This window comes from Lutibacter profundi (assembly GCF_001543325.1).
GTDB lineage: Bacteria > Bacteroidota > Bacteroidia > Flavobacteriales > Flavobacteriaceae > Lutibacter > Lutibacter profundi.
In genome coordinates this window covers 2,703,161-2,721,779 of the sequence record NZ_CP013355.1, presented here as the reverse complement: position 1 = coordinate 2,721,779, position 18,619 = coordinate 2,703,161, and the positions used below count along the sequence as shown (strand labels likewise).

General features: G+C 30.9%; 16 protein-coding genes and 1 tRNA gene. All 17 read left to right on the top strand.

The window, feature by feature from the left end; all coding sequences use genetic code 11:
* The first annotated feature begins 1 nt into the window (after window position 1).
* The 17 genes from Lupro_RS11995 to Lupro_RS11910 all read left to right on the top strand — a co-directional run bounded on the left by Lupro_RS11995 (window position 2) and on the right by Lupro_RS11910 (window position 18,591).
* The gene (locus Lupro_RS11995) at window positions 2-1,696 is read left to right on the top strand and encodes a M56 family metallopeptidase (RefSeq protein ID WP_068210693.1); all 1,695 of its coding nucleotides are present in this window, start codon (window positions 2-4) and stop codon (window positions 1,694-1,696) included.
* 491 nt (window positions 1,697-2,187) lie between these two features.
* Complete coding sequence (locus Lupro_RS11990) at window positions 2,188-2,337, top strand: SsrA-binding protein (RefSeq protein ID WP_068210691.1); 150 nt, start codon at window positions 2,188-2,190, stop codon at window positions 2,335-2,337.
* A gap of 35 nt (window positions 2,338-2,372) precedes the next feature.
* Window positions 2,373-2,446: transfer RNA gene (locus tag Lupro_RS11985), tRNA-Arg, on the top strand.
* A 232-nt stretch (window positions 2,447-2,678) separates the two neighbouring features.
* Entirely contained in the window at window positions 2,679-3,950 is a 1,272-nt protein-coding gene (locus Lupro_RS11980) for a site-specific integrase (protein ID WP_068210686.1), read from the top strand.
* Window positions 3,951-4,020: 70 nt separating this feature from the next.
* Window positions 4,021-4,866 carry an RteC domain-containing protein gene (locus Lupro_RS11975; RefSeq protein ID WP_068210683.1) on the top strand — a complete coding sequence of 282 codons (846 nt, stop codon included), beginning with the start codon at window positions 4,021-4,023 and terminating at the stop codon, window positions 4,864-4,866.
* A 162-nt stretch (window positions 4,867-5,028) separates the two neighbouring features.
* Window positions 5,029-5,307 carry a helix-turn-helix domain-containing protein gene (locus tag Lupro_RS11970; protein WP_068210680.1) on the top strand — a complete coding sequence of 93 codons (279 nt, stop codon included), beginning with the start codon at window positions 5,029-5,031 and terminating at the stop codon, window positions 5,305-5,307.
* 397 nt (window positions 5,308-5,704) lie between these two features.
* Complete coding sequence (locus tag Lupro_RS11965) at window positions 5,705-6,262, top strand: hypothetical protein (protein WP_227807445.1); 558 nt, start codon at window positions 5,705-5,707, stop codon at window positions 6,260-6,262.
* 276 nt (window positions 6,263-6,538) lie between these two features.
* On the top strand, window positions 6,539-7,234 hold the full coding sequence (locus Lupro_RS11955; RefSeq protein WP_068210670.1) for a P-loop NTPase family protein: 696 nt from the start codon (window positions 6,539-6,541) through the stop codon (window positions 7,232-7,234).
* 87 nt (window positions 7,235-7,321) lie between these two features.
* A complete protein-coding gene (locus Lupro_RS11950) occupies window positions 7,322-8,047 on the top strand; it encodes a DUF6088 family protein (protein WP_068210667.1) in 726 nt (241 codons plus the stop codon).
* Window positions 8,044-9,027, top strand: a complete 984-nt coding sequence (locus Lupro_RS11945) for a nucleotidyl transferase AbiEii/AbiGii toxin family protein (protein ID WP_068210664.1) — start codon at window positions 8,044-8,046, stop codon at window positions 9,025-9,027. Before Lupro_RS11950 ends, Lupro_RS11945 begins: the two co-directional genes overlap by 4 nt.
* A gap of 409 nt (window positions 9,028-9,436) precedes the next feature.
* Window positions 9,437-11,020: a type I restriction-modification system subunit M gene (locus tag Lupro_RS11940; protein WP_068210661.1), complete on the top strand. Its 1,584-nt coding sequence runs from the start codon at window positions 9,437-9,439 to the stop codon at window positions 11,018-11,020.
* A 2-nt stretch (window positions 11,021-11,022) separates the two neighbouring features.
* Window positions 11,023-11,880: a BRO-N domain-containing protein gene (locus tag Lupro_RS11935; RefSeq protein WP_068210658.1), complete on the top strand. Its 858-nt coding sequence runs from the start codon at window positions 11,023-11,025 to the stop codon at window positions 11,878-11,880.
* Between the two features lie 35 nt (window positions 11,881-11,915).
* Complete coding sequence (locus Lupro_RS11930; protein ID WP_158499572.1) at window positions 11,916-13,142, top strand: restriction endonuclease subunit S; 1,227 nt, start codon at window positions 11,916-11,918, stop codon at window positions 13,140-13,142.
* Window positions 13,143-13,202: 60 nt separating this feature from the next.
* Window positions 13,203-13,601: a GxxExxY protein gene (locus Lupro_RS11925; RefSeq protein WP_068210652.1), complete on the top strand. Its 399-nt coding sequence runs from the start codon at window positions 13,203-13,205 to the stop codon at window positions 13,599-13,601.
* Between the two features lie 33 nt (window positions 13,602-13,634).
* Window positions 13,635-16,496, top strand: a complete 2,862-nt coding sequence (locus Lupro_RS11920; RefSeq protein WP_068210650.1) for a type I restriction endonuclease subunit R — start codon at window positions 13,635-13,637, stop codon at window positions 16,494-16,496.
* A 64-nt stretch (window positions 16,497-16,560) separates the two neighbouring features.
* A complete protein-coding gene (locus Lupro_RS11915; protein ID WP_068210647.1) occupies window positions 16,561-17,376 on the top strand; it encodes an ATP-binding protein in 816 nt (271 codons plus the stop codon).
* Window positions 17,377-17,970: 594 nt separating this feature from the next.
* Window positions 17,971-18,591 (top strand): hypothetical protein, encoded by a 621-nt coding sequence (locus tag Lupro_RS11910; RefSeq protein ID WP_068210644.1) that lies wholly within the window; start codon window positions 17,971-17,973, stop codon window positions 18,589-18,591.
* Window positions 18,592-18,619: the final 28 nt, after the last annotated feature.

Here is an 18,619-nt window from a genome sequence, read left to right as displayed (position 1 = left end):
TATGGAATATTTACTAAAAGCGAGCGGAATAGTGATTATTCTATTCTTATTTTATGATACATTTTTAAAAAATGAAACTTATTTTAAGTCTATTCGACTTTTTTTTATTGTTGGATTACTAGCTGTTTTAGCTATCCCTTTGATTGAAATACCCATTTATGTTAAAGCTGTTTTTTCACAAATTAATTACACTAATTACACTGAAATTACTGCCTCTGAAGTTGCTGTACGCAGTATTGATTGGCTACAAATTAGTGTTGTAATTTACATACTTGGTGTTGTGTTTTTTGGCTTTAAATTTTTAGTTCAATTAATTTCACTAGGTTATTTAATTTCAAAACATCATTTAGCAAAACAAGGGAACTACTATTTTATAGAGACGTTAAAAAACATTTCGCCTTTTTCATTTTTTAATATTATTGTTTACACTAAAAATCAATTTTCAACAAATGAATTACAACACATTATAAATCATGAAAAGGCACATGTACAACAATGGCACTCCATTGATGTAATTTTATCTCACTTACTTGTTATAACATTATGGTTTAACCCGTTTGTTTGGTTATACAAAAAGGCTGTTCAACAAAATCTTGAATTTTTGGCAGATTCACATGCGTTAGAATTAGCCAAAAGTCAAAAATTATATCAGCTCACCTTGCTAAAAACCTGTGGAGCCAATTACTATACAGAAATAACAAACAGTTTTTATAATTCACTAATTAAAAAAAGAATAATTATGTTACACAAAAATAAATCAACAGCTAAAAGCCAATGGAAATATACTTTATTGCTGCCAATACTGGTAACTTTTATAGTTACTTTTAACACAAAAGTAATTGCGCAAGAAAAGAATTTAGCAGAAATTGAAGAACTAACCAATTTAAAAGTTGAACTAGTTATTGATAAAAATTCAACAGATGAGAATCTTAAAGATGAAGCTAGTTTTTTTAAAAAGGAGTTTGATATTACATTAACTTTTAAAGGAATAAAAAGAAATAACAACAACGAAATAACAGCTATTAAAATAGCTGCAAAAGGGAAAGATTTAAGAACTAAATTTGAAAATATAGGATTTGCCCCAATAAGCCCCATAAAAATCACTTATAATTCTGAAGGTGCAAATTTTTCAATTGGCAATGTTTCAGAACAACGCAAAATGAATATTCATGAAATACATCAAATGGCTAACACTTATGCCGCCAGTAAAAACAACATTAAAGAGAAGCATTATGCAATTACAGCAACGTATACAGATAGTAAATTCTCTCAAAAAAACGATAGCTTAAAAAAAATAGTAGTAAAAGTAATTAATGATTATGATGGAGAATATATTGAGATTAGAACAAATAACAATAGTGATGAAATAACAAAAAAAATAGTAAATAGTATTAATGAGCTATACACAGATAAAGACAATGCAAGTGAATATAGAAATAATTACACCCTTAAAACTGATAACAATAAAATAATTAAATACATTATTACCAAAAAAGAGAGTGGCCTTTTATTAGGGACAGGCAATGATGAATCATTATATTTTATAGATGGAAAAGAAACTTCTTCACAAAAAATAAAAAACTTAGACCCAAATACTATTAAGAAAATTGAAGTTATTAAAGGAAAAGTTGCTACAAAAAAATATGGTGAAAAGGCAAAAAAAGGCATTGTACTTATAACCACCAAAAAAAAATAACGGCATAAATGTTAATGTATTTTAATGCACGTTTAAAAAACAGAAAGGATGTATTTAATAGTTGCAGAAAGATGAAAACATCAATTTTAAACAATTTAAAAGGTTAAACCTTCATTACTTTGATATTGAACGAAAAAAATTCTTTTATTTAATTACATAAATAAACTGAATATTGTATTTAACCTTACATTTTAAAACATAATTGTAGAGTGTACTATTAATAAATAAATTAATTTAATTTTTTTCACTTATAATTATAAGTCATTTAAATTAATTCTAGTCAAAATAGTTGGAAGTAAGCTAAAAGTAGTATTATCTTGATTTAAGAATTAATTGACAAACTATTTATTAACTTAAAATCTATTAAATGATAACAATTTTTGTGCTAGTTACCAAACTAGTTTTAACCATTATTAACATCTTATTTTAATAAATACGAGGTCGTCTAAAAAGTAATTTTTAGGCGATTTTTTTTTGTGTATTTTTACAAAATGAAAAAACAGCTTTTTAAAATATTAGCAAGAATTAATAAAATTGTTTTTCCTAGTTTTTCTAAAAAAGGATTAGACATGTCTAAAGCTAAAAAATGGCAATTAGCAATAATTGGTTGGCGGTATTTTACAACAAAAAATAGTTTGTAACTAATTAAAAAATAGTATATTTGCACCCGCAAAAAGGCCTCGTGGCGCAACTGAATAGCGCATCTGATTACGGCTCAGAAGGTTACAGGTTTGAATCCTGTCGAGGTCACAAAAGCTAATTTCATTTAGCCCTAAAACCACTTAAATCTAATGATTTAGGTGGTTTTCAAGTATTTAGGAGTACATAGAATTTGATACTATTTGATATATTATGGTAGTTAACTGTCAGTTATTTTTGAAAGTGTCAGTTTAACTGACACTTTCAAAAAATCAAAGACTAAAAAGTATAGTTGATTTGACTTTCGTCACTAACAATGTTTAACATTATAAAGACGACTGCTATGCGTACAAAAAACACATTCTCAATTCTCTTTTGGGCAGACCAAAAGAACACTAAAAATGACCAAGCATTATTATATGCTAGAATTAATGTCAACCAAAAAAGGGTTAATATTAGCCTTAAAAGAAAGGTTCCTGTTAGTATTTGGAATCCACAATTAAAAAAAGTTAGAGGGAATTCAGCTAAAGCTCAGCAAATAAATCAGTATTTAAACCAAGTTGACTCACAATTATTTCAAATTTATCAGGATTTAAAATATAGAAATCAACTCATCACAGCCCAACTTATTAAAGCTACTTTTTTAGGAGAAGGAGAAAACCACAAAACATTAAATGATATCATAAAATACCACTCTAATAAAATTAAAAATGTTCTTGCTCCTGGAACGATTATAAATTTTAAAATCACAGAAAACTACATTACAAAATTCTTAGAACAAAAAAGAAAAACTACAGATATCTACTTAAAAGAGCTAGACTATAAATTCATTTGTGACTTTGAAAATTTCTTACATGGTTTTTGGCCAAAAGGGCACCCTAAAGCAATGGGGCAAAATACAGTGATGAAACACATTCAACGATTGCGTAAAATAATTACTTTGGCTTATCATTTAGAGTGGTTACAAAAAGACCCTTTCATAAGATGGAAACCAACTTTTGAAAAAACTGAACGTCAATTTCTTTCATCAAATGAATTATCAAATTTAGAAACATACCACTACCCTGTTCAAAGGTTAGAAAGAGTTCGTGATTTATTCATATTTAGCTGTTACACTGGAATTAGTTATATTGATATTATGCAACTTTCTGAAGATAATATTCACAAGGGAATTGATGGTAACAATTGGATTATTACAAAGCGTCAAAAAACCAAAACTCCTGTTAAAATACCTTTATTAGTAAAAGCACAAGAACTTGTAGATAAATACAAAAACCATCCAATGACTCAAATTTCTGATACCTTATTCCCAGTGATAACAAACGAAAAATTAAACTTTTATCTAAAAGAAGTTGCTGAAGCTTGCGGAATTAAAAAGAATCTAACATTCCATATGGCACGTCATACATTTGCTACTACAGTAACATTAACCAACGGAGTGCCAATTGAAACCGTTTCAAAATTATTAGGTCACACGAAGCTTACAACAACTCAAATTTATGCTAAAGTTATTGAAAGAAAAGTAAGTGATGATATGAATGCTTTAAGAACAATTTTAAAGCAAAATAAGGAAAATTCAGAACTAACTAAAAGACATTCAACAGGTTCAAATTAATTGCCATTAATTGATGTTATTTAGTGAAGTTTGATTATTTTTAATCGCTTTTAAAAGATTAAAAATAAATATGAAAAAAATTGCCAGGATTATTGATGATTTCGATAAAAAAATCATTGATATTAAAAATTCTAACCTCAATAAATTTAGTAAACTAAAAGAAAATATTAAAATCTCGAAAAATTGCTTAATGCAATTAAGATTAGAACTCAGAAAAAGTGATTTCAACTCAAAAAGAGAGGAAATCACTTTTTTTAAATACCAAAAGCCTCATGTTCAAGGACGACTTAATTTCTACATAAAATTAAATTCTTTTTTATTAGAATACCCAATTATTGATAGTAATAAACAACGTAAATTTATTAATAAAGAATTAAAAAAACTGGATGCAGAAAAAGGAAAGAACTTAGATTTTATTAAATATTGCAGACTTAATGAAAATAAATTGGATTATTTCTATTTTTTAAGAGGTAATAACCAGCTCGACCTTTTTATAAATTCGAATTATCACCTAGAAGACCCTGAATTCTCTACAAGTCATGACCATTTGGTTTCTCAAATTATAACACAAGATTTATTAACAAAGTTTTACGCTAAACAATTAAAAATAATTACGATTAACCAAAAGAATGTAATTGTTGAAGAAGTAAAGCCAACAATATTAAGAGATTTGTCATGGACAGCTTCCAAAACCGATTTAGTAGAACTTATCTACGCTTTAAATTCCTCGGGTGCTATTAGAAATGGGCAAGCAGAAATTAAAAAACTAAGCAACATTTGCAAAGAACTTTTTGATATCGACTTAGGGAATATCTACAAAACATTTAATGAAATTAAATTACGTGAAAAAGACAGTACGAAATTCTTAGACCATTTAAAATTCAGCCTTACCAAAAAAATTACTTCAGATTTGTAAAAATCATAATTATCTGTTAATTAGTGTTATATCATTTTACAAATGTTAAATTTCTTCGGTAGTACCACTCAACTACCGAAGAATATCAATCAAAACTTCCCAGCTTTGTAGAACGAAAGTCAAATCGCTATAAACAAATTATTAATTCAAAAATCTAAAAAAATGCCTACACAAATTATCACAACCGATGATCTAAGAGAATTTAAAACAGAATTATTAGATGACATCAAAAAAATACTTTCAACGAATGCTTCAACGACTACTAAAAAATATTTAAAATCAGCCGAATTGATGAAGCTCTTAAAGGTGAGTCCAGGAACACTTCAAACATTAAGAATCAACGGAACACTACCCTATACAAAAATTGGAGGTATCATTTTTTACGATGCAGATGAAATTTACAAAGTGATGAAAGAAAACAGGATTCATAATAAGTACTAAATATTTTCGACCTATTTAAATTTCAGTAGTAATTCAAATTTTAGGAGCATAAAAGCATCCAAAGAGTGTAACGGTCTGGATGCGAATGCGGATAAAATGTAGAATTCAAAGAAATTAAAATCAGTCTTGACTTTTTTGTTTCGTTTTTGTGTCAAGACAAAAATGAAAAGAAAGAGTAAACAATAACTTTTTCTATGACATAAAAGCAAAATATATTTAAAATAATCTCATCATTTTCAAACCTATGAATTATATAAAACACCTCAACGGTGTATTCCAACAATTCTCAAAAGACAGTCGTTTAAACCCGACACATATCAGTCTTTATATTGGATTATTTTACATCTGGAATTACAATCGTTTTCCAGACGAATTTTATATAAATAGAGAAGAATTAATGAAGTTTTCTAAAATTGGCTCTAACACAACATATCATCGCTGTATAAAAGAGTTAAGCCATTGGAAATATATTCTTTACAGTCCATCACACAACCCATTCAAAGGCAGTAAGGTGAAGTTGTTTAATTTCAGTACAAGTGATAAGCAAGAGTTGTATTTAAACTATCCCATAAACGGACAAGCACTGGTATCTAATATAAACATGAATAAACATAATACAAACTTTATTAAACTAGAGGCAATCGCAAAAGAAAAATTGATTTTAGAATTTTTTAAAAAAGAAAATTGGCCAAAATTGGAAGCAGAAAAATTCTACAATCATTACCAGGGAATTGGTTGGAGAGTTGGTGGAAAAACCAACATGGTCGATTGGCAAGCCACCGCCAAAAGTTGGATGCTAAAAGCAGCTGAAATGAAACTGTCATCTCGAGCACGGTCACTGAGCGGAGTCGAAGTGCAGTCGAGAGAAAAAAACCAAAACGGAGATTTACCACTTGACCATTTTCAAGACAACCTCCACACCAACAATAACAAAAATTACAATGAACCACTTTAAGACAATAAAGCAATTTTTTTTTCTAAATGAATTTAATCGACCTCTGAAAGTCTTCGTAGTAAATTCATCCGCAAATAGCGTAAAAAACAAAAAGCTGTTTGAGCGAAGCGAGTTCTTTTTGTTTAGCTATGAGGATTTGAATTTCAAGAAAGTTTCAGAAGGCTTGATTTTTTGTTTCGTTTTGCATCAAGGCAAAATGAAAAGAACACTAATGAAACCTAAAAATAAACTTGTTGTACGTCAAAGAAATTCAAAAAATATAAAAAACCAACAGCTATGAATCCAACACCACACATAAAAACCGAAGGAACCTCAAAATTCCAAATAGGAGAAATAATAAACAATACCGTACAATACGACTTCGAAAAAATAAAAACCTACCTCAACATCAAAGGCCACATCCTTTTTGGCAAAAACTTTAAACTCTATAAAGAAGACGAACCATTACTTTTTAAACTTTGTTGTTATTTCATTCAAGACCATTACAGCTGTGCACAAATGGGAATAGACACTAACAAAGGAATATTACTTTCGGGTCCTATAGGTTGCGGTAAAACTTCTTTAATGAAACTACTACCACACTTAGCACCACACAAAACAAATTACGAAATGGTTCCAACACGCAACATCGTTTTCAATTTCAACGCATCCGGATTTGAAGTTCTCGAAAAATACAACGATAACAAAAACTACTGCTTTGACGATTTAGGAGTAGAACCAACAGGCTGTCATTACACAACAGAATGCAACGTACTAGGAGAAATTTTACTTTCGCGCTATGACTTATTTACACGTCATCCTCAACTTGACTGGGGATCTCATAAAACAAATTTCAGAATCAAAACCCACATCACCACCAACCTAAACGCCCATGAACTTGAAAAAAGATATGGCAACCGTGTAAGAAGCAGATTAAGAGAAATGATGAACGTTATAAGTTTTGATAAAAATTCAAAAGATAAGAGGAAATAAAGAAGGAAACAGACTTTTAATAATAAATGTCCAGTTTTTTTACAAATAAACTGGACATTTTAACTATCTTTGCATAAAATAAAACAAGTGAAAACATCAGTTTACATTGAGTGTAAGATAAATAAACTACCTAAAGGATACGTATTCACCTATATAGATTTTATATCAGAGGTAACAAAGAGAGAAGCCATTATTAAACACCTAAACAGAATGGTAGCTTCTGGTAAAATAGAGAAACTCTCAAAGGGAAAATATTATAAACCTCAAAATACTGTCTTTGGTAACCTATTACCAGAGCAAAATCAAATTGTAAAAGATTTATTAGAAAAAAACGGAAAACTATTGGGATATATTACAGGGTACAGTTATTACAATAGTATGGGTTTTACTACGCAAGTAAGTAATGTAATCCAAATTGCCAGAAATGAAACCAGACCTTCTTTACAGCGAGGTAGATTTAAAGTAGCTTTTATCAAACAAAGAAATACAATTGCCAAACAAAATGTACCATTGCTTAGGTTGTTAGATACCATCCGTTTTATAAAAGATATACCAGATGCAACCATCAATAATTCGTGTATTCGCTTGCAAAAATTACTAACGGAATTAACGAAAGAAGAACAAGAGCAACTAAAAAAACTAGCGTTGAAATACCCACCTTCAACAAGAGCCTTATTAGGTGCATTATTTCAACAAATAGACAGCAATCAAAATACAGAGATACTTCAAAAGTCTTTAAATCCAATAACAACGTATAAATTATCGGTTTCAAAAACTATTTTACCAACTGCTAAAAACTGGAATATTAAATGAAACTTCACAACAATAGCACATTATTTAAAGAAGCAGTAAAGTTTACAGCAGCAGAAAAAAACATAAAAGATATTTATGTTGAAAAAGACTATTGGGTAACCTTTGTATTGTACAATTTGTATAAAAGTCAATTAGGTAAAGAGATTGTATTTAAAGGAGGTACAGCATTGTCCAAATGTTATCATATAATAGAACGTTTTTCTGAAGATATTGATTTAATTATCTTAAAAGACAAGAGCCAATCTGACCATTATTTAAAGCAAAAGTTAAAAGAAATTACCACAGCTGTAACTAAACTTTTACCTGAAATAGAAGAAAAGGAAATTACCCATAGAGTTGGAATGGTTCGGAAAACAGCGCATACATACCCAAAAGCATTTAAAGGTGAATTCGGCCAAATTAGAGATACCATTATTGTTGAAGCTACAAGGTTAGGACATCATGAACCTTTTGAAACAAAAACCGTTGCATCCTACATCTATGAAATGATGTTAAGCACAAATCAAGAGAAATTAGCTGAACAATATGGCTTGTTACCTTTCAATGTGCTAGCCTTGGATATTAAAAGAACACTGTGCGAAAAAATTATGAGTTTGGTACGCTTTTCTTATACTGAAAACGCCATAGAAGATTTAAATAACAAAATTAGACATATCTACGATATGCATCAACTACTAAAAAATAAAGAAATTGAAAAATTCTTTAACACTGTAAAATTTGATAAAATGTTACTTCGTGTAGCGAGTGACGATGTAGTTAGTTTTAAAAATAACAATCAATATTTACAAACCCATCCTAAAGAAGCACTATTGTTTAGCCAACCAGAAAAAACGTGGAAACAATTAAAAACAACTTACCAAGGAAGTTTTAAAACATTGGTATTTGGGACATACCCAAATGAAAGTGAAATACTTAAAACAATTCTTCTAATAACATCAAGGCTAGAAAAAATAAATTGGCAACTGAAACTCAAAGTGTAAAAGAACATAAAAAAAGCCCACCTCAAAAGAGATGGGCAAAATTGCTATGAAATAAGCTTGTACAAATTACACTATGAAAAATAATTTTTAAAAGCTTATTCAAGCTACACCAGCTAATAAATAGAAATAAGCGTAGCTTAAAAAGATGAGGCTTGTAAGCCTATATGCTACCAAATTTAAGACTTTTTTTCAAGAAAAAACTAAAAACCCCAATCTTTTACTTCTCTTTAAAAATCATCAATTTCAAATCTTAATTTATCATAATTTTTAAGTACTTTTAACTTCGTTTGAAACATAACTGCGTTTTCAACAAAAAAAATTAATAAACGTTTAAAAAAATTGCTAACAATATCATTTTTTTAAACGTTTATATTAAAATTAAAAGCACTCAATAAAGGAATAATTTAAAATGTCAGAAGACCAAAAGAAAATATTAGAAGCCCAACTTTGGGGAATTGCAAACCTGCTAAGAGGAAAAATAAGTGCAGACGATTACCGAGACTATATTCTCGGTTTTATCTTTTATAAATACCTGAGCGAAAAGCAATATTTATACGCAAACAGTTTATTGGAGGGCGAAGAAGTTACCGACTATAAAGAAGTAACAGACTCTGAAACCTTGGAAGCCATAAAAGAAGAATCCTTACTAAAATTAGGCTATTTTCTAAAACCCCAAGAACTCTTTTCTGAACTGGCAAAAAAAGGAAATGCCGACACCGAAAGCGAAAGCAACTACATTATTGAAGATTTGCAAGCCGTAATGAACCACATTGAGCAAAGCACAATGGGAACGGAATCGGAAGAAGATTTTAACGCTTTGTTTGAAGACTTGGATTTAACTTCTACCAAAATTGGCAGAACCGTTGGAGCAAGAAACGAAGTAATTGTAAAAATATTAAATCATCTTGATAAAATTGATTTCAAACTTGATGATATTGAAGCTGATGTTTTGGGCGATGCTTACGAATATTTAATTGCAAAATTTGCCGCAGGAGCAGGAAAATCGGCAGGAGAATTTTATACACCGCAACAGGTTTCTAAAATATTAGCAAAAATTGTAACCACCGGTAAGAAAAAACTAAAATCGGTTTATGACCCAACTTGTGGTTCGGGTTCTTTGCTATTGCGTGTAGCAAAAGAGGTTGACGATGTAAGCGAATTTTACGGACAAGAACTAAACCGTACTACTTACAACTTGGCTCGTATGAATATGATTTTGCACGATGTGCATTACCGAAAATTTGACATACAGCAAGAAGATACTTTGGAAAATCCCCAACATTTGGATAAACGATTTGAAGCCGTAGTTGCCAATCCGCCTTTTTCTGCGCATTGGAAAGGAAACAAAAATCCGTTAAATAGCACAGACGAACGTTTTAGTCAATACGGAAGAATTGCCCCAAATACCAAAGCCGATTATGCTTTTGTGCAACATATGATACACCAATTGGCTGATAACGGAACAATGGCAACCGTGCTACCCCACGGTGTTTTGTTTAGAGGTGCTGCCGAAGGTGTAATCCGTAAATATTTAATAAAAGAACTTAATTATTTAGATGCTGTTATTGGCTTGCCTGCCAATATTTTTTATGGAACCAGTATTCCAACCTGTATTTTGGTATTTAAAAAATGCCGTGAAGTTGATGATAATATCGTTTTTATTGATGCCAGCGGAGACGACCATTTTAAAAAGAATGGAAACCAAAACGAATTGCGTGACGAAGATGTAAAGGAAATAATTGACACTTTCCGAGCAAGGGAAACCAAAGACAAATATTCTTACGTAGCCACTTTGGAAGAAATTGCCGAAAACGATTACAACCTAAATATTCCACGCTATGTGGATACTTTTGAAGAGGAAGAAGAAATTGATTTGAACGAAGTAGCCAACCGCATCATTGGTTTTGATAATGAATTAGAAGAAATAAACAATAAAATTGTGGGCTTTTGTAATGAACTCGGTATTGTTCCACCTTTTAAAATTAAGGAATAATTATGAGTGATAAAAATAAAATACAATTATACGAGGATAAGCAGATAAGAACCCTTTGGGATGCCGATAAGGAAAAATGGTATATCTCTATTGTAGATGTAATTGCAGTATTGACCGAAAGTATTGACCCACCAGCTTATTGGCGAAAATTGAAACAACGCTTAAAAGCAGAAGGAAACCAAACCGTGACGAATTGTCACGCTTTGAAAATGCTTGCGGCTGATGGTAAAATGCGTAAAACCGATGTCGCTGATACCGAACAGCTTTTCAGACTAATTCAATCTATTCCATCGCCAAAGGCAGAACCTTTTAAACTGTGGCTGGCACAAATTGCATCGGAGCGATTAGAGGAGATGCAAGACCCCGAAATTACCATTGACAGGGCATTGAAACAATATTTAGAGCTTGGGTATTCTGAAAATTGGATTAACCAACGCTTAAAAAGTATTGAAATACGAAAGGAACTCACAGACGAATGGAAAAAACGAGGTCTAAAAGAAGGAATACAATTTGCCACACTAACCAATATCATTACCAAAGCCTGGGCAGATAAAACTACCAAAGAATACAAAGTTTTGAAAGGTTTGAAAAAAGAAAACCTTAGAGATAATATGACCAATACCGAACTGATACTAAATATGCTTGCCGAAGCATCTACCAAAGATATTTCGGAAGCCGTAGCACCCAAAAACTTTACCGAAAGCAAAAAAGTGGCAAAGCAGGGCGGTAATGTTGCCAAAGTTGCCCGCAAAGAATTAGAAGCAAAAACAGGTAAAAAAGTTATTAGCCCATTAAATGCCAAAACATTTTTGCAGGAAAAGAAAACGAAAAAACTAAAAAGTGATAATGAGAAAGAATAATGGTGAATTGTGAATTATAAATGGTGAATTTTACAATGATGAACGATAAATTAAATAAAAATATACCACAATTACGGTTTCCTGAGTTTGATGGGGAATGGGATATTAAAACGTTAGACCAAATAACAACAAGAATTGGAGATGGGATACATAGTACTCCCGAATATAATGATAATGGGAATTACTATTTTATTAATGGTAATAATTTAGTTGATGGCAAAATAGAAATCTTTGAAACAACAAAAAAAGTAGAAGAAAGCGAAGCAATAAAGCACAATAGAGAGTTAAGCGACAGAACTATTCTATTATCTATAAATGGTACTATTGGAAATCTTGCTTTTTACACCAATGAAAAAGTAATGTTAGGTAAAAGTGCTGCATATCTAAATATAAGAAATGAAGTTGATAAAGAGTTTATTTATAATTCGTTAAAAATCTCGAAGACTCAAAATTTCTTTTTTTCTGAACTGACAGGTTCTACAATTAAGAACTTGTCTCTTAAAACGATTAGAGAAACCAAAATTCCTATTCCAACCCCAGCCGAACAAACCCGCATCGCCACCTTTCTAAGCGCAGTGGACAAACGCATAAACCTACTGCAAAAAAAGAAAGCCCAATTGGAGCAATACAAAAAAGGGGTAATGCATAAATTGTTTTCGCAAACTATTCGCTTTAAATACGATAACGGCAACAATTTTCCCGATTGGGAAGAGAAGATGTTGGGGGAGGTAGGTATATTTATTTCTGGTATCGGATTTGCAAATATTGAGCAAGGTGGGCAAACAGGGATCCCTTTTCTTAAAGTTTCTGATATGAATTTGGTGGGTAACAATAAAAAAATTACAGTTGCTAATAATTATGTAAATATTGAACAGATTGAACGTTTGAAATATAAACCAATATTAGAAGATTCGATAATCTTTGCAAAAGTTGGTGCTGCAATTTTTCTTGAGAGAAAGCGTATTGCATCAAATTTTTTAATTGATAACAATATGATGTCTTATACGCCAAAAGGAGAAATTAAGTTCTTTAAACACTTATTTGACACCCTAAGATTATCAAAATTTGCACAAGTAGGAGCATTACCTTCATACAATGCAAGTGATTTAAAAACTATTAAAATACGATTGCCATCAAAACCCGAACAACAAAAAATCGCCAAATTTCTATCGTCCATAGATAAATCCATTGAAAATGTGGGTAAACAAATAGAGGCATCGCAGGAATGGAAAAAGGGATTATTACAGAAGATGTTTGTGTAAATTGTCTGAATTAGGATTTAGAAGATGAAAGGATTTTTGGATTATTAAAAAGGCAACAAGATGAACGAAACAATAAAAGACGATTTAACCTATAAAATAATAGGATGTGCAATGAAGGTGCATTCTGTTTTAGGTAATGGATTTCAGGAGGTTATTTACCAAAGAGCCTTATCCATAGAAATGAAAAAACAAAATTTATCTTTTGAGAGAGAATTGGAAATGCCATTGTTTTATGATGGTTTTTCAATCGGTAGCCGCAGAGTTGATTTTTTGGTAGAAGAGAAAGTAATGGTAGAACTTAAAGCATTAGTAAAAATGGAAGATGTGCATTTGGCTCAAGGTCTAAATTATTTAGTAGCTTATAATGTTGATTTAGGGCTGCTTTTAAATTTCGGAGCTCAAAGTTTGGAAATAAAAAGATTGAGACATCCTAAAAACAAAGAAAAACCCAACATCTAATAATCCTAAAAATCCAAATTATGACAATTAATTATGACAACACAACCGGAACAAATATTAGAAAATAATCTTATTGCTCAACTTCAAAAGTTGGCTTATAAAAAGGTTATTATAAAAGACGAAAAAGATTTATTGGCGAATCTAAAATCGCAGTTGGAAATTCACAATAAAGCTGAACTTTCTGAGAATGATTTTAAACAAATATTAAACTACATCAACAAAGGCAATATTTTTGAACGAGCCAAAATTTTGCGTGACCGTGTTCCATACGCAAACGATAAAGGGGAGCCTAAAACCGTTGAGTTAATTAATCAAATACACTGGTGTCAAAATCAATTCCAAGTTACGCAACAAGTAACAATGGAAGGCAAATACAAAAACCGTTACGATGTTACCATTTTAATTAATGGTTTGCCATTGGTGCAAATAGAATTAAAACGAAGAGGATTAGAACTCAAAGAAGCCTTTAATCAAACCAATCGCTACGAAAGGCATTCCTATTGGGCAGGTCACGGATTGTTTCAGTTTATTCAAGTTTTTGTAATCAGTAATGGAGTTAATACAAAATACTATGCCAACAGTCCTGTAAAAGCACGTAGTTTCAAACAAACCTTTTATTGGAGTGATGTAGATAATAAACTCATTACTCAACTTTCCGATTTTACCGATGAGTTTTTAGAGCCTTGTCATATCTCTAAAATGATTACTAAATACATAGTTATTCACGAATCGGATAAAATATTGATGGTGCTTCGTCCGTATCAATTTTATGCGGTAGAAGCAATTGTTGACAGAACAAAAAACTGCACGAAAAACGGTTATATCTGGCACACCACAGGTTCGGGAAAAACGCTAACTTCTTTTAAAGCGGCTCAGATACTTACCAATTTACCAAAAGTACATAAAGTGGTTTTTGTGGTTGACCGTAGAGATTTAGATTATCAAACAACCAAAGAATTTAACGCTTTCAGCAAAGGAAGTATTGACGGAACAAACAACACCAACACTTTGGTAAAACAAATGGTTGGCGACAATAAATTGATTGTTACCACTATTCAAAAATTGAATACTGCCATCAGCAAACAAAGGTATTTGAGCAGAATGGAAACGATGAAAGAAAAACGCATTGTTTACATTTTTGATGAGTGCCACCGTTCGCAATTTGGTAAGACCCACGAAGACATAAAAAACTTCTTTACCAACTGTCAAATGTTTGGTTTTACAGGAACACCAATTTTTGAAAAGAACGCAGGAAAAAATGAGTTTGGAAAGCGAACAACTTCAATGCTTTTTGATAAAATTTTGCACAAATATGTAATTACTGATGCAATTCGTGATGAAAATGTTTTAAAGTTCTCTATTGAATACATCAGCACTTTCAAAAAGAAAGACCACATTTTAGATATTGATGTAGAAGCCATTGACGAAGCAGAGGTTATGAATGCACCAGAGCGTTTAAACAATGTTACCGATTACATTATTACCAATCATAACAGAAAAACGCACAGCAGAGAGTTTACAAGCATTTTTGCCGTTTCAAGCGTTGATACTTTGATTGAGTATTACAAATTGTTTCATCAGAAGAAAGAAGATGGACAGCATAATTTGCGTTTGGCAACTATCTTTTCATACAATGCCAATGAAGTAGACAAAGATGCAATAGGTTTTACAACATCCGAATTTGATGATGTGGATTTAAATGTTGTTGCGGAACCAAGAAGCAAATATGAAAGTGAACATTCAAGAGACCAATTAGAAACATTTCTTGGTCATTACAACAAACAATTTAGTACCAATTACACAACAAAGGACAGTCAGAGTTTTTATAATTATTACAACGATGTTGCAAAGCGAGTGAAACATAAACAGATTGATGTTTTATTAGTAGTGAATATGTTTCTAACTGGTTTTGATAGCAAAACATTAAACACGCTTTACGTAGATAAGAATTTAAGGTATCACGGTTTAATTCAAGCCTATTCAAGAACAAACAGAATTTTAAACGAATTAAAATCGCAAGGGAATATTGTTTGCTTCCGAAACCTGAAAGGAGCAACAGACGAAGCAATTTCGCTCTTTTCAAACATTAATGCCAAAGATGAAATTATAATGCAACCGTATGAAGAATATGTTGCCAAATTTAATCAGGCATTTATTTCACTTTTACAGATTACACCAACGGTAAACAGCGTAAACGATTTACAAGACGAAGAAAAGGAACTTGAATTTATAAAAGCATTTAGAGAGTTGATGCGTTTGAAAAATGTATTGGCAACTTTTACTGAATTTGATTTTTCTGATTTATCAATGGAAGAGCAAAATTTTGAAGATTATAAATCAAAATATCTCGACCTTTACGATAAAGCAAAGTCTGCAAATCAAAAAGAGAAAGTATCTATTCTGAACGATGTCGATTTTGAGTTAGAATTGATTCACAGAGATGAAATAAATGTTGCCTACATTCTAAAACTACTTACCAATCTGAAAGATGCGACTGAAGAAGAACAAGAAAAACAGAAAAATGCAATTCTTGAAATGATGACTGGTGATGCTCAAATGCGTAGCAAGCGAGAACTGATTGAACGATTTATTCAAGAAAATTTACCTGTAATTGAAGATTCTGATAACATACCAGAAGAATTTGAAAACTATTGGAGCAAGGAAAGAATTTTGGCATTGGAAAAATTAAGCCAAGAGGAAAATCTGGATTCCGAAAAATTACAGGCAGTAATTGGAAACTATTTATTCACCGAAAAGAAACCGCTACGAGATGAAATTATCGGAATGCTAAACAAAAGACCAAGTTTGAAAGAAAGAAAAACAGTAGCGGAAAGAGTAACGGAAAAGATTTTAGGATTTGTAGAAACATTTATAAACGGAATAACAAGACCATAACTAACATTATAATCTTTTTTTAAGTCTTATAATTAAAAATGAGTAAAGAATCACAGTACATAGAATGGAAAAACTAAGACTTTCTATAGATGGAAAAATTAAACGTGCTGCAATCATTCTTTTTGGGAAAGATCCAAATAAATTTTATCCAAACATCATGGTGAAAATAGGACGTTTCGGTTCTGATGATGCCGACTTAAAATATCAGGAAGTTGAAGAAGGAAATCTAATCTACTTATTAAAAAATGTACCGGAACAATTAAACCGTAAATTCTTTATAAAACCAATCAATTTTGAAGGAATGCAACGTATTGAAAAGGGGGAGTATCCTGTAGCTGCATTACGTGAGATGTTATTGAACGCACTAGTTCATAGAATTTATATGGGAAGTTCCATTCAAATGAGAGTGTACGATAATAAATTTACTAGTTGGAATGAAGGAAACTTGCCTGAAGGTCTACATATTGAATCATTAAAAACAAACCATTCATCACGTCCTAAAAATCCAATTATTGCCGATGTTTGTTTCAAAGCAGGTTATATTGATTCTTGGGGTAGAGGAACCTTGAAAATTTTCAACTCTTGCCAGGAAGCAGAACTCCCTGAACCAACTATTGAAGCCAAAGATGGTGGAATCTTAGTAACCTTATTCAAAAACAAGTACGTCCGTGAACAGTTAAAAGAGCTAGGCTTAAACGAAAGACAAGTTAACGCTATAGAATACCTAAAAGTAAATTCAAGAATCACGAATAAAGAGTACCAAGAGTTAAATAGTGTTACAAAGAAAACAGCAACTAGAGATTTAAAAACATTAACTGATTTAGAGTTAATTCATAGTTCTGGTAAAGCTGGAGCTGGAGCATTTTATGTGCTAAATTAATTGGGACATAATTGGGACAATTGGGACATAATTGGGACAACTTGTTGAACTAGGCATTTTCAATACTCCAACTGCCAAAGGAAGAGGTGCTAAATACACCTTAATTTGATTGGCCGTTTATTGGCCGGATTGGCCACCATTTAACCACTTATTGGCCGATTTATTTCAACCATTGGATGAAATGTGAAGGTTATAGTACAAGAGATTTAAAAGAATTAACAGAGTTGAATTGACTAAAAGTTAAGGAAGGGCTAGTGAAGGTAATTATTATTTTCTCAATTAATAATCGGGACATAATTGGGACATAATTGGTCCGAATACAATAATTAAAATATAGTTCAAAAGAGAATATGAGCCAAATAAAGGTATTATAGGGAATACTAAATAGTTCGTTCAAATAAAAATTCAGAAAATTGCTACGCTATGGCAAATGAAGAAAAAAAGTAATAACTAATTCTAATCATGAATAAAAGACCAACTTTGAAAGACTGAAAAACTTTAGCTGAAAGAGTAACAGAAAAGATTATATGATTTGTAGAAATATTTATTAACAGTAGGAAAAAAATAAATCCTATTAGCTTCAAAAACAACCTTATGTCAACAAGTTTATTCATTATAAGCAATATTAAAACTTCAAAAGAAGAAGTTGAGCTAAGAAAAGATGAATATCTAAAAAAGTTAAAGAATTTAAACTTAGAACATACTTCTGTTTTATCAGCAGATAATACTTTTGTTAAAAGCGAAGGAGATTGGGAATATGAATACCCTATGATTTATAACGAAAAAACAGATAGTCAAATTTTAGACCCTGATAATCCTGAACTAATTTATTTTACCAGTCCTTTTGTTTTTGATGTTGCAATATTTGAAGAGAGTTTAGTACTAGCAACCATTTATAAATATAGGTACCTTTATGAAGATAGTAAAATAAATTTTATAGATAATTTTAATAAGTTTAGAAAAAACATATTTGACATAATATCTATTTTTGGAGGTACAGAGATCATTTATCTTGCAGACAATGGATGCAATAAATTAAGTAGTTATTTTGAACTGAAAGTATTAGAAGGTGTAAGTTACAATCAAGTCAAAAATGAAATGCTACACGATGGAACTGCTATTGAAAGAGATTATATGAAATTAAAAATTGATACGTTAAGTTACGGCAATATCACAGAATACATATTTGATGATTTTAGTGATTTTAAAAATTAGTTACTTAATACACCACTTCAAAATAACT